The following is a 13,379-nucleotide window of genomic DNA, read 5'->3' as shown; positions in this document are numbered from 1 at the left end:
ATTTTCCCGCCATTTGGGCACAGCGTCCCCTACCCATTTTTTGGGAGTTGGTTTATGGCATGTCCCGGATCCAACCATTGGCTTCTTGGATCCCACAATTAGATCAAGATGGTTCCGGGTTGGGTTTGATAGGTTTTGGTTTTCCTGCCGACCTGTCCCGGGTATCAAAGATGGTCTCCATTCTTCCGTTATCGCAGCAGGGGCACCTGTACAGGTCCCTGCCGTATTTTTCGAGCATCCGGCAAATTAAAAAAACGAGTGTGCTGCGAAAGCACCACCCAGCTGGGAAAAAACTTTATTACTTCCTCCCTAAAAATGCCTACCTTTGCACTACTTTATAATAAAGCAGTGCCAGTTGTAGGCAGCTTTTAATCCATCTCCCGCCGGGAAAGACCATACAACAGCTCACCCGGCTTCTTATCACAAGGCCTTTATGCCATTCAAAAATTTAGGAATTATTGACCCTATCCTCAAGGCTTTAGCCAACGAAGGATACACCACTCCCACACCCATTCAGCAACAGGCAATCCCCCTCGTATTGGGCGGCAGGGACCTGCTTGGTTGCGCCCAGACAGGCACCGGAAAAACCGCCGCCTTTGCCATACCCATCATCCAATTGCTTAGCCTCCAAAAACAAAAAAGGCCGGGAATCAAATCGTTGATTTTGACGCCTACCAGGGAATTGGCCATCCAAATAGACGAAAGTTTTGCGGCCTATGGGAAGTTTGCCGGTATCCGTCATACGGTGATTTTTGGGGGTGTATCGCAACTACATCAGACCAATGCCCTCAAAAAAGGGGTTGATATCTTGGTGGCGACGCCTGGAAGATTGCTCGATCTGATCAATCAGCGGTTTGTGGATCTCAGGAACCTCGAAATCTTTGTCCTGGATGAGGCAGACAGGATGCTGGACATGGGTTTCATACATGACGTGAAAAAAATCATCGCGCTGCTGCCACAGAAAAGACAGACCTTGTTTTTTTCGGCTACCATGCCACCTGAAATCCAGAAGCTTGCCGACACCTTATTGACCAAACCTGCGTTTGTGGAAGTCACCCCTCCATCCTCCACTGTAGACAAGATCCAGCAGCAGCTTTTTCTTACCAACAAAGCAGACAAGCCAAAATTGTTGCTACACCTATTGAAGGAAGAAAAGATCGGTTCGGCCTTGGTATTTACCCGCACCAAACACGGGGCGGACAGAGTAGTCAAGTTTCTGGTGAAGGAAAATGTGAAGGCAGCCGCCATCCATGGCAACAAAAGCCAAAATGCCAGGCAGAATGCGTTGAAGGATTTTAAAAGCGGCAAATTGCAGGTACTTGTAGCTACGGATATAGCAGCAAGAGGCATCGATATAGATGAATTGGCCAATGTGTTCAATTTTGACCTGCCCAATATTCCCGAAACCTATGTCCACCGGATCGGGCGTACGGGAAGGGCCGGGAACTCGGGTGTGGCCATGTCATTCTGCGATGCAGAGGAGTTGAAAGACCTAAGGGATATCGAGAAGTTAATCGGTAAAAAAATTCCCGTGGTGGAAAACCACCCGTATGAATTTCAGGGAGTGATGAAGGAACAGGCTCCGGAAAAAAAGAAAAAACCCCAACAAAATCAGCGGCGAAGAAGATAGTGAGCTTGGGTTTGCAGTGGGCAGCTTGGGTCACCTGATAGGGTACTCCGACTTTTACTCGTGTGTGAGGATCATCGCTTCCAATCGGTTATAGCATTTTGCCTTCAGGGTCTCAATCGAGTGGGGGGTCAGCTCTTTTGGTGGATAGATTGGCGCAGAAAAGTAGACCTGCACGGTTCCCGGCCACATCAGTAGAGAACCCTTGGGCATCACCTTTTCAGATCCAATGATCGCCATGGGTAGCAAAGGGGTCTGGGTCTCGATGGACAGCCGGAATGCTCCGTTGTAAAAGGGAAGAAGCGGATCTGCCGAATCGTTTCGAGTTCCTTCCGGGGCTACGACAATGGAGTGGCCTTTGGTCAAAAAGCGGATGAGTTTTTGGATGCTTTTTTCCCGGGAATCGGGGTTCTTTCTATCCACCCAAACCGCAAATTGGGAAATGATCCATCCAAATAGGGGAATCCTTCTCAATTCCTTTTTCCCTAGGGCTCGGACTTCTTGGGGAATACTCATGGGAATGACAGGGGCATCCAAAAATGAGCGGTGGTTAAAGGTATAGATGTAGGGCTGGTCTGCATCGATGTGCTCGATTCCTTTGACCTCGTAACGGATTCCTGCCAAATAGGACCAAATGACGGCCCATTTTCGGATAACGAAGAAAGAAACCCGGGTGCCTCCGGGAGGGAAAAAGGAAGGCACCAAGATTAAAGGCCCCAACAAAACCATTAACAGGTTGAAAACCAAGATGGCATAAACACTGTAGAAAAAGCGGAAAATCACCATGCTCCTTTTTGGTTCAAAGTAACGTGGTTTTGCCGATTTATAAAAGGGAATGACCTGTCCAACCGAAAAACAGACTGCGTTATTTCAGGAAAAAAACGCTATTTTTCCCCAAAATACATTTCAACAATCTCTAGGATCTTATGGAAGATGTCGGTGTTTTCGTAGACGCCCCTAAACTTGTCTGCGTGGGGGCCGTAGGCAAATACAGGAACTAGGATACCGGTATGATCCTGAGTTGAAAACTCCAATTCCACCATCCCAGTTTCCACGTTTCCTTGGGGGATGGTTATACCACCGGTCTCGTGGTCGGCAGTGACGATGACCAAGGTCTCTCCATTTTCGTCTGCGAAACGAAGTGCTTCTGCGACCGCTTCATCAAAATCGATTCCCTCTTCCACCACTGTCTCCACGTGATTTGAGTGCCCTCCAGAGTCTATGTAAGCCCCTTCAATCATCAAAAAGAATGGCAACTCTTTTTGGGTGAAGTAGGTGAGGGAGGCGGAAACGGCATTCTTTAGAAAGCTTTTTCTGCCTTGAGCTACTTTGGGCAGGCTGTGGTTGGAGGCAAAGTAACCCACCCGATTGCCCCGATACGCTTCCAATTCTGACAATCCGGATACCAGCTCAAAACCAGCTTGCCTCAGGTTGTCCAGCTCGGGATTTCCGTAGCGGATAAAATCATTTTTGCCGCCTCCGATAAAAAGGTTCAGTGGACTCTTTGCGAGGTCGCCCGCTATTTCCTTGATCATGTCCCGCTCGGTTGTATGGGCAAAGAAGGCTCCCGGAGTGGCGCCGGTGAGGTTGTCGGTAGTTACAATGCCCGTTTGAAACTGAAATTTCTGTAGATGCTGCGGTAGGTTTTTGGCAGGGGAGCCATCGGGAAGTGCCCCGATGCTTCTGTTTTTCACTTTTTGGCCGGAGGCCAAGGCGGTGCCGGCTGCTGCCGAATCCGTCGTAAAGTCATCCAAGGACTGGGTCCTGATGAGTCCTAGGTTGCGAAGGGTGGCCAAGCTGAGTTGGTTGTTGTTGGCATAGAGGGCCGCAGCAAACTGTGCCAACCCAAATCCATCACCGATAAGGAGAATAACGTTTTTCACCGGAGCCTGAATGCCATCACTTTCATAGGTTGGCTTGTAAATCTCCCGCACGTTGGGGCTTACGTACAGCCGATCGGAAAGCGTAGCGAGGTACTCGCTTGCCTGATAGGGCATATCGGTATTGATATAGTCCACGCCCAGTTCTTTGAGGGCTTTCCAGGCGGTTTTGCTATCAGGACTGGCCCAAAAACGAAAAGGTTTTCCATGGGCATGTGCCACGGCAATGGCATTCCTCAGTTTCTCCTCGTGCTCGTCGATTAATCGGCCCTTACCGTTCCAGTCCGAAAAATTGCGGAAGCTCAGGCTAAACAGTGCGATCTTTTCCAGGGGAAGATCTTCCTTGTCGGTTATGCTTTGGTAGTCAAAAAAGATGTGGTCTGGGTAGTTGCGATAGTCTTCCTTTTTGGGTCGACTGCCGGAAATAACTGCGGTAACCATGGCTTCCCCTCCATCAATGCCGAATAGTTCAGGATACTGGTCAAGCTGCTCAACTATTTTTTTCATTGTGGAGTACGCCTCGGTTTTGATGTCAATTAAAAGTTGAAAGGGCTTTCTGTTTTGTATATTCAGGCTGTAGGCGGAGCGTATGGGATCTAGGTAAAGGCTTTTAAGGGTGCGTTCAGGTTTGACGCTCGCCAATTCATGGGCTACGTAGAGCTCGCCATCAAGCAATAGTACGTCGGCCTCTATGGAGGCAAGGCCGTTGGCATAGGCTTCCCAAAAGGGTGCATGGCGGATGTAGTCGTTGTGGCTGTGTATCTTTGTTTCCTGCTGTGCAACACAGACCACATGGACGAAAAAATAAAGTAAAATAAATATACAGCTTTTTATTACCTGCAACATGGTGTTGGATTTTTGCTAGCGTAAACACCGTTGGAATTCCATTCGGTCAGAAAAAGTATTCTACGATGCGCCGGTTTTTGACAAAAGAAGATATCGAGCCTGTTTTGTGGTTAAAGATTTGAAGGAGCCGTGTTCCCTATCGGTATAGAATTGCAAAATAGGAAAGACAGCCAGACCCTGCGTAAAGGTATTATTATTTCGGTCAATCCCTTTAAGGGATCGAGTTAAAGGCACAAGCCCGGAATCGCAGTTCCGGAGCTTGTGCATTTGGGGTGATCAATCAAATTACCATCCCTGGTTTTGGGGTATTCCGGAGATTGCAATGGTGTTTGGCGGAATAGGCCACACATGGTGGATTTGCGGATTGAAATTCCTTGCAGGCCATACCTCGTAGACTTCGTAGCCCGAGTCCGGATCGGTTTTGTTGAAATGGTTTCTGCCGGTTGCCGGCTTTGAGTATGCTTCTCTGGCATCCCCCCAACGGATCAGATCGATGTGCCTGTCTGCGTATTCAGCGGCCAGTTCTACGCGTCGTTCTTGCTTCAGGTCTGCAAGGGTCACGTTGGTTTTTGGTGCCAACCCGGCCCGTTGTCTCACCTGATTAAGTGGGGCATCTCCATTTTGGTTTTGCATGATCAATGCCTCAGATTTCATCAGGAGTATCTCTGCAAAGCGGATCAGTGGAATATTCAGGTTGGTGGTTACATAGTTTCCGTTAGGGTTCAGGTGAACTTCTGCAGGAAAACGGTAGGGATGCATGTATTTGTTTACCTGAATACCTGTCCAAGAGTTGCCGGAATAATACCGTCGGGGATTACCTAGGAACATAAACTCATCGCCGAACTCAAGAAGGGTTGCCCGTCGCCGATGGTCGCCCTCTTCGAACGCATTATACAGCTCGAGCGTGGGAGAGAAGGTTCCCCAGCCATTGTAAAGGCCCCAGCCTGTGTTCTCCAGCATTACACCGGGAAGAATCTGTCCTCTTTCGTTGCTCGATACGGTGGAAAACACATATTCAGACGAGAAATTGTTGTCAACATAGAATACACTGGCAAAGTCTTCCGCAGGGTTTCCGGTGTTGATGAGAGCCCTCCCGGTGGGTGAGTTTATCACCATGTCCGCATAGGTTACCACGCTGGCCCACTTGCTGGCATCGTGGTGGCCCCAGTACAGGTAGGTTTTGGCCAAGAACGCATGGGCTGCATCTTTGTGTGCCCGGCCCAGGTTTGTAGTTGAATAGCTGGTGAAGTAGGGGAGAAGCTCGGCTGCCTTTAGCAGATCAGCTTCTATCTGCCGGAAATTGTCCACAATGCTTGCAGGCCGGGTAAAGGTGAGATCCTCCATATTCTCTTCGGTAACTATCGGAATACCGGCGCGGTGGTCTGCAAATCGGGGTGCCAACCAAAAGTAGGTATGTGCCCTCATGAAGTAAGCCTCTCCAAGAACCCGGTTTTTTAGACTTTCGGAGATATTCATAGAAGGTACGTACCGGATAATGTTGTTGGCCCGTTGGATAACGGTGTACATTCTGGGGTATATGTTTGCCATCCGTCCTTCTTGGCCCGTAGCCTGAAAGTTGCGTATCGCTGCAGCCGCTGCATCGGTTCTTCCCTGCATAATATCGTCAGATGCAGCAATGAGGTACATAAAACCTCTTCCAAATAGGTGGTCGTCGTCCCAATGTTGGTAAAGACCGTTTGCAGCGGTAATGGCATCCTCTTCGGAGGCCCAGAAGTTTCCAGAAGTGGGACTACCCAGTGGGGTTAGTTCCGTAAAGGTGTCGCTGCACGCACTGATAAGGCCTGCCAACACCAAGAAAGGTATGATTAAATTCTTCATATGATTATTAGATTGCCTTGTTAGAAATTCATATTGAAACCGACGGAGAAGGTTCTCGGAACAGGAAAGGTTCCGTTGTCAATCACCGGACCCGAACCCACTTCCGGATCTATTCCAGAGTAGGGAGTAAAGGTCACAAGGTTCTCGGCAGAAACGTAGATCCGGACATCCGATCCGTTTCGAACGCGGCTCATCAGGTTAGCTGGCATCGTGTAGCCGATGGTAAGGTTTCTAACGCGGAAGTAGTCGCCTTTTTCCAAATACCAATCCGAAGGCTGACCAAAGTTTCCGTTAGGATCTTGGGTCGAAAGTACCGGAATGTTGGAGTTGGGATTGGAGGGAGACCAGGCATCCAACACCCTTCTGTCCAGGTTATACCCCTGTAGACCTGCGTTGAAGGCGGTGTGTTTGTAGCCGTTGAACAACATAACGCCACCTACACCTTGACCGAACAGGGAAAGGTCAAAATTCTTATATTCGAGATTCAAGTTCAAGCCATAGGTGAAATCCGGCATGGCATTGCCCATAAATACCCGGTCGTCGTCGGTAATTCTTCCGTCACCGTTCACATCGCGGAAAATCAGGTCGCCCGGCCTGGCATTAGGTTGAATTCGGTTGCCGTTTGGTCCCACGTGAGCTTCTATTTGTGCCTGGTTCTGGAAAATTCCGTCAGTTGGGATCAGGTGATAGGAGAACAGAGGCTGTCCAGGCTCGCTTCTAAATGGTCGGATGGTACCTCTGAGGTCATTGCCATGGAGGATGAAGTCGCTGGTAAACTCGTCCAAATCCAACAGTTCGTTGTGGATGGTGGAGAAGTTTCCGTTTACACGGTACCTAAGTTGGCCAATCTCGCCATGGTAGGAGGCGGTGAGCTCTATGCCTTTGTTTAACACAGTACCGACATTGGAAAGTGCACCGGTAGGTACGCCCGAGTGCGGATCGGGGGCATTTCGAAGGATCAAACCGCGGGTATACTTTTCATAGTATTCTGCCGTCACATTCAATCGGTTGTTAAGGAATGCTGCATCCAAACCTATATTGGCCGTTTCAGATCGCTCCCAGCGTAGGTTTGAGTTGGACATTTCGTTCAAAGAAACGTGCCGGTTGCGGGTACCTGGCTCACCTAGGATTACGTTGTTGCCAGAGGCCAAGGGGATGTTAAATGCATACAGACCTACAGAGGAAATGTTTCCGATCTGTCCCCAAGAACCCCTTATCTTTAGCAAGTTAACCACAGACGAGCTGAAGAACCGCTCGGATGAGATTTTCCACGAACCGGATACGGCGGGGAAGAAGTCGGTTTTGGTGTTGGCATGCAAACGGGACGTTTGGTCTCTCCGAACGCTACCCATGAAGAAATAGCGGTCGTCGAAATCGTAGGTCAATCGCCCGATGGCAGAGGTCAGCGCATCTTCGTTACCGTATGCATCAGGTACCCGAAGGATGGTCGTGGCATTGCTGGCGTACTGGAACCAATCGTCTTCACGGTCGAAGTCCTGCACTTGGAAGTTGAAGCCTTCTTCCTGCCTAAATTGGGCCGTATATACAGCCGTTACCCCAAGGTTGTGCTTGTCAAAAGACTTGTTGTAGTTCAACTGCTGGTCCCAAATCCATCGGCTGCTGCTGCCGGCACCTTGGTTCAGGAAGTTCATGTTGCTGGGCCTTCCGATTTCCGGAGCTCTTGGGCTGAAGTTTTTGTCGCTCCAGTTCCACATATCGATGGAAAAGCTGGACTTAAACGTAAGGTTGTCCAAGATGTCATACTCGGCATAGGCAATGGCGTTGACATTTGTGCGGGGGTTGCTGATGTTTGGGCGAAGCAACAATGAAACAGGGTTGTAGGTATCGCCATAGGCACCGGCAAACTGGGACAATTCGAACGGTACGGTACCATGAAACTGGCCAAATTCGTCGTAAACGGGTGCAGCTGGATTCATGTAGATGGCATTGATGATCGCGCCGCTGTAGCTGCTGCTCGTGTTTACGCCACGGGCGGTAGAGTGGTTAAAATACACGTTTTGTCCCACTCTGAATTTACTGGATACATCGTATTCCGACTTCAGACGGAAGGAGAACAACTCGTAGTTGGTGTTTAGTAGAATCCCATCCTTATTATGGTAACCAAATGAGGTGCTATATCTACCTCTGTCGCTTCCACCGCTTAGTTGGATGTTTGCGTTGGTGATGGCGCCCGTTTGGAAAATCTCATCCATCCAAATGGTTCGTGTGGTCTGGCCCCAAGGGTTCAATTGGGGGTCATGCGCTGGTTGGGCAACACCACCCGCATGGGCTGCGGCTGCCCGGTAAGCGGCCGAATACTCTTGCGCATTTAGTGCTTCCGGTGTTTGGTATGCAGATTGCCAGCCTTGGTAAAAGTCTACATTCACTTTAGGCGCACCGCTTTTACCACTTTTGGTGGTGATTACAATCACACCAGATGCGGCCTGGGCACCGTAGATAGCGGCTGCTGCTGCATCTTTCAATACCACCATGCTTTCTATATCATTGGGATTGATTCTTCCTCCATAATAGGGCATACCATCCACTACATAGAGCGGGGATTCATCTCCCAATGTTCCTGCACCTCGGATGACCACGCGCGGCGTAGCCCCTGGGTCGCCTGAGTTAGCCACTACTGTAACCCCTGCGATCTGACCCTGCAACATGTCCTGTACGCTGGAGATAGGTCGGTTTACCGTACCCTTTACATCTTCCAGGGTTCCGATGGACGTGGTCAAGTCAGCTCTACGTGCCGTACCGTAACCTACCACGACTACTTCACCCAACTGACCCATATCGGCTTTAAGTGATACGTTGATGATGGATTGGTTTCCAACGGTAATCTCCTTCGATTCAAGTCCAACAAAGGAAAAGACCAAAACGGCATTTTCGTCGGTTACACTGACGGAATAGTTACCATCAACATCCGTAGCGGATCCGCTACCTGTACCTTTGACTAAAACGGATACCCCTGGGATGGGATTATTGTCTTCTTCAGAGACAACCGTTCCTCTAACGTCCTTGTCTGCGCCTGGGCCAAATATGCCAAGCAGACCAAAAGGGCCGTGATTAAGTAATACTTTTTCTTCATAAGAACATTTTGTTTGATGTTTTCTACCCTAAAATTAGGGAAAGGAATAGTCGAAAAGGTGGAGAAATCTTTCATGTAGTTGGAGAAATCTTTCAAAAACTCCTCCCTAAATGACCAAAAAGGGAGACAAATCTTTCAGTAACATAGAGGTAACACTGTAATAAAACAGAGGTAAATGAAATCGTCGCTGGTAGATGCAGGGATTTTGATCTATTTTTACCAAAAAAAGCATGGTTTATCCTCGTATTTCCGGTCTTATTGCCGCGACCTTTACACCCTATGATGCATCAGGCGCACTGGATGTTTCTCTCATTCCGAAGTTGGTAACCCGCCTTCGCGAACAGGGCGTCAAGGGCGTGTTCATAGCTGGGACTACCGGAGAGAGTGCTTCCTTGCTGCTTTCTGAAAAGCAGCAATTGATAGCCGCCTACGCCCCGTTCAATGACGAAGAGTTCAACGTGATCGTAATGCTCTCCGGTACAAGCCAACAGGAGGCAATATTACTGGCTAAAGCGGCCCGGGAACAGGGCATTTATGGTACTGCGGTTACGGCGCCTTATTATTTCCGTCCCTCATCTGTTTCCCAGTTGGTGGAGTACCTTGTGCCCATTGCCGATGCGGCGGGAGATCTGCCGTTATATTTTTACCATATCCCACTTCTCACCCGGGTAGATTTGTCCATGTTGGATCTGTTGGATCAAGTTAGGGATCGTATTCCCAATTTTGCAGGAATCAAATACACACACCATGATCTGATGGAGTTTAACCGCTGCCTTCGTTTTGATGGAGGCAGGTACGATGTGCTTTGGGGTTGGGATGAGTTGTTTCTTGCAGGTTTGGCCATGGGTGCGCGTGGAGCGGTAGGCAGTACCTATAATTTTGCGGCGCCACTTTATCTTCGGATCTTAGAGGCCTATCGCAAAGGAGACATGGATACTGCATTACTACTGCAGCAAAAGTCCATCGACTTTATATCCCTCTATGCTACCTACGGCGGGCCGGCAGCGGGCAAGGCCATTCTTTCCCTCTGTGGTTATGATTTTGGGCAGTTTAGACCGCCGGTGGTATCGTTGAGCCCTGAAAGGAAGCAAGCGCTTCGTAGGGATTTGGAAAACCTCGGGTTCTTTTCTGATATCGGATACTAGCTGGTTTGGGACGGGAGATGAAAGTCGACAGGCCCGCAATGCTGCAACTGGGTGAATGCGTAAAAACAATTAAAGCTGATGAACAAATCAATCTACTCTCTTATACGGCTTGTGGCCGTCTTTTTTCTTTTTTCCTGTGCCAAGGAGGAACGGTATGCCGTTACCGAAAAAGCAGTATTTGAAGTTAAGCAAGTACCGATCATACAGGGCGCGGTTAATCTGGTCGGTGAGTTGCGGATCGATGGAGAGATCGCCGGAGAATTCAATCAGATGCAGGCGTCTTTTGTATCTGACACACCTTTGGATCAGGTTGTGCTCGTGGAGCAAGATGGCAGTGAGTTCACGATCGTACATGCCGCCAACCATGTGCAAGGACCCGTCGTTTTTCCGATTCCGGCATCGGATACATCGAAAGACAGGGTTTTTATATTTCATATTATACCTTCGCAGCAGGCCTCTCTACTCGAAAAGGTGCGCTTAACGATCGATTACCTGCAATGGGGGAGAGAGAGGGGATTGCCAAGTGGTGTCGGAGACGTGTTTAAGTTGCGGTTGGCTAGGGGGCTGCGGAACAGGGGCGATGATGGTGTCCACTCCTTCCGAATCCCGGGCTTGGCTACCTCAAAGAATGGCACCTTATTGGCCGTATACGATATGCGGTGGGAGCGGTCCAACGATCTACAAGGACATGTGGACGTAGGCCTGAGTCGCAGTACCGATGGTGGATCTACTTGGGAACCCATGAGGACCATCATCGACATGGGAGAATGGGGCGGACTTCCCCAAGATCAAAACGGGGTGGGCGATCCCGCAATTTTGGTTGATGACCAAACAGGAACGATTTGGGTGGCCGCGCTTTGGATGCATGGCAAGCCCGCGGAAGCTGCATGGAACAGCTCCCAGCCGGGTATGCGTCCCGACCAGACCGGTCAGTTGGTACTGGTGAAATCAGAGGATGACGGGATCACCTGGTCGGATCCCATCAATGTAACCGAATCGCTAAAAGACCCTTCCTGGTACTTGTTTTTGGCCGGACCGGGCAGGGGAATTACCACACGGGATGGAACCTTGGTTTTTGCCGGCCAATATAAAGATGCCGATCAGGTTCCACACAGCACAATTATCTACAGCATAGATCGTGGCGCAACCTGGCGTATGGGGAAAGGCGCCCGTACCCATACCACCGAAGCACAGGTGGTCGAACTCTCTGACGGATCACTTATGCTCAATATGCGCGACGACCGGGGCGGAGCAAGGGCCATTATGGTGACCAGGGACCTCGGAGAGACTTGGGAAGAACATGCTTCACACCGAACAGCACTGGTCGAACCGATTTGTATGGCAAGCATCATCGCCAATCCCTATACCGACGATGCTCCGGTTTTCTTGTTCTCCAACCCCAACACCACCGATGGTAGGTACAACATTACCATCAAAACCAGTTTTGACGAAGGTAACTCGTGGCCGGAGACCAATCAGGTACTACTTGATGAGGGAGTTGGATGGGGTTACACCTGCCTTACGATGGTCGATGAACGCCACGTAGGGATTCTGTACGAAAGCAGTCAGGCCCACATGACATTTCAGATTATACCGATAGAAGAGCTCATACCGTGATGGATAGGATCAAAGAGTTGCAGGCCGTTTACCGGGACACGCTTCTGGATGATGTAATGCCGTTCTGGGGGCGACATTCTCATGACCGGGTACACGGAGGGTATTTTACCTGCCTCTTGCGGGATGGACAGGTGTTTGATACGGATAAGTTTGTGTGGCTCCAGGGGCGGCAGGCGTGGACCTATGCGATGCTCTATCAGCGGGTAGCACCAAGAGAAGAATGGCTTGAGGGAGCTAAGTTAGGGGTGGATTTCCTAAAAAAATATGGCAGGGACCGAGACGGGAATTTTTACTTTTCGCTTACCAGGGAAGGTGCCCCCCTAGTGCAGGCCTACAATGTTTTCTCAGATTGCTTTGCGGCGATGGCTTTCAGCCAATACGGACTGGCGGCGGGCGACGAAGAGAGTCTGGATTTGGCCAAACGCACCTTTTCCAACATCCTTATCCGTCAGAAAAACCCAAAAGGAGTCTATAACAAAGCCTTTCCCGGTACCCGACCCTTGAAGGGCTTTTCCCTTCCGATGATTTTGAGCAATTTGTGCCTGGAGTTGGAGCCGCTGCTGTCACCGGATTTGGTGGCGGAGACCTTGGCGCATTGCGAACACGAGGTCATGGAAGTGTTTTTGGATAAAAAAGAGCTTTTGGTCTACGAAAACCTGCATACAGACGGAAGTAAAAGTGACAGCTTCGAGGGCAGGCTGATCAATCCGGGACATGGCATAGAAGCCATGTGGTTTATGATGGATCTAGCCGCTCGTAGGGGAGATAGGACACTCATAAAAAGGGCAGTTGATGTGACCATTCGGCTAATTGAGTACGGATGGGACGACGAGTTTGAAGGGATTTTTTATTTTAAGGATGTCAAAGGATATCCCCCCCAACAGTTGGAATGGGACCAGAAGCTATGGTGGGTTCACCTGGAGACCTTGGTAGCCTTGGCAAAAGGGTATCAGCTAACCGGGGACCATCGATGCGCCGAGTGGTTTTTGCGTGTCCATAATTACAGCTGGGAACATTTCGCCGATCCGTCCCACGGCGAGTGGTTCGGTTACCTGGATCGGCGAGGAAACCCGCTGTTGATGCTAAAGGGAGGAAAATGGAAAGGATGCTTTCATGTTCCTAGGGCAATGTACCAAGTGTGGAAAACGTTGGAAAAATCCGGTGAGGGGTGACAGGAGGTATCGCAATGCAGGCAGTTTGCTGCCAATATGCATGTAGGCTGTTTTAAATAACTGATTATCAGAATGTTTTTGTAGAATTGTTGAATCCGGAAAAAACATTTTCCGGATTTTCTTTCCTTTTTAAACTTAATTTCCTTTGTTTGCAACAGTGTT

The 13,379-nt window shown here is 49.5% G+C and carries 8 protein-coding genes and 1 pseudogene; 4 read left to right on the top strand and 5 right to left on the bottom strand.

Annotated features, from left to right (window positions below; genetic code table 11):
* Positions 1 to 103 precede the first annotated feature (103 nt).
* Positions 104 to 262, bottom strand: a pseudogene (locus ADIS_RS23745) (IS91 family transposase); the annotation flags it as partial.
* A 171-nt stretch (positions 263 to 433) separates the two neighbouring features.
* Between ADIS_RS23745 and ADIS_RS02075 the strand changes: the two are divergent.
* On the top strand, positions 434 to 1,630 hold the full coding sequence (locus ADIS_RS02075; RefSeq protein ID WP_010852615.1) for a DEAD/DEAH box helicase: 1,197 nt from the start codon (positions 434 to 436) through the stop codon (positions 1,628 to 1,630).
* Between the two features lie 54 nt (positions 1,631 to 1,684).
* Here ADIS_RS02075 and ADIS_RS02070 read toward each other — a convergent pair whose 3' ends face one another.
* From ADIS_RS02070 to ADIS_RS02055, 4 genes are all read right to left on the bottom strand, one after another.
* Positions 1,685 to 2,413 (bottom strand): lysophospholipid acyltransferase family protein, encoded by a 729-nt coding sequence (locus tag ADIS_RS02070; RefSeq protein WP_010852614.1) that lies wholly within the window; start codon positions 2,411 to 2,413, stop codon positions 1,685 to 1,687.
* Positions 2,414 to 2,511: 98 nt separating this feature from the next.
* A complete protein-coding gene (locus ADIS_RS02065) occupies positions 2,512 to 4,353 on the bottom strand; it encodes an alkaline phosphatase (RefSeq protein WP_010852613.1) in 1,842 nt (613 codons plus the stop codon).
* A gap of 285 nt (positions 4,354 to 4,638) precedes the next feature.
* Entirely contained in the window at positions 4,639 to 6,192 is a 1,554-nt protein-coding gene (locus ADIS_RS02060) for a RagB/SusD family nutrient uptake outer membrane protein (RefSeq protein WP_010852612.1), read from the bottom strand.
* Positions 6,193 to 6,212: 20 nt separating this feature from the next.
* Entirely contained in the window at positions 6,213 to 9,170 is a 2,958-nt protein-coding gene (locus tag ADIS_RS02055) for a SusC/RagA family TonB-linked outer membrane protein (RefSeq protein WP_238325359.1), read from the bottom strand.
* Positions 9,171 to 9,513: 343 nt separating this feature from the next.
* Here ADIS_RS02055 and ADIS_RS02045 point away from each other — a divergent pair, with 343 nt between their 5' ends.
* The 3 genes from ADIS_RS02045 (at position 9,514) to ADIS_RS02035 (ending at position 13,217) form a co-directional block, all read left to right on the top strand.
* Positions 9,514 to 10,428: a dihydrodipicolinate synthase family protein gene (locus ADIS_RS02045; RefSeq protein WP_010852608.1), complete on the top strand. Its 915-nt coding sequence runs from the start codon at positions 9,514 to 9,516 to the stop codon at positions 10,426 to 10,428.
* Between the two features lie 78 nt (positions 10,429 to 10,506).
* Positions 10,507 to 12,045, top strand: a complete 1,539-nt coding sequence (locus ADIS_RS02040; RefSeq protein ID WP_010852607.1) for a sialidase family protein — start codon at positions 10,507 to 10,509, stop codon at positions 12,043 to 12,045.
* Positions 12,045 to 13,217 (top strand): AGE family epimerase/isomerase, encoded by a 1,173-nt coding sequence (locus ADIS_RS02035; protein WP_010852606.1) that lies wholly within the window; start codon positions 12,045 to 12,047, stop codon positions 13,215 to 13,217. Before ADIS_RS02040 ends, ADIS_RS02035 begins: the two co-directional genes overlap by 1 nt.
* Positions 13,218 to 13,379: the final 162 nt, after the last annotated feature.

The sequence above is a fragment of the Lunatimonas lonarensis genome (genome assembly GCF_000390185.1).
In the GTDB taxonomy this organism is placed as follows: domain Bacteria; phylum Bacteroidota; class Bacteroidia; order Cytophagales; family Cyclobacteriaceae; genus Lunatimonas; species Lunatimonas lonarensis.
The sequence above is the reverse complement of the archived record's forward strand: the minus strand, read 5'-3'. Positions and strand labels throughout refer to the sequence as shown.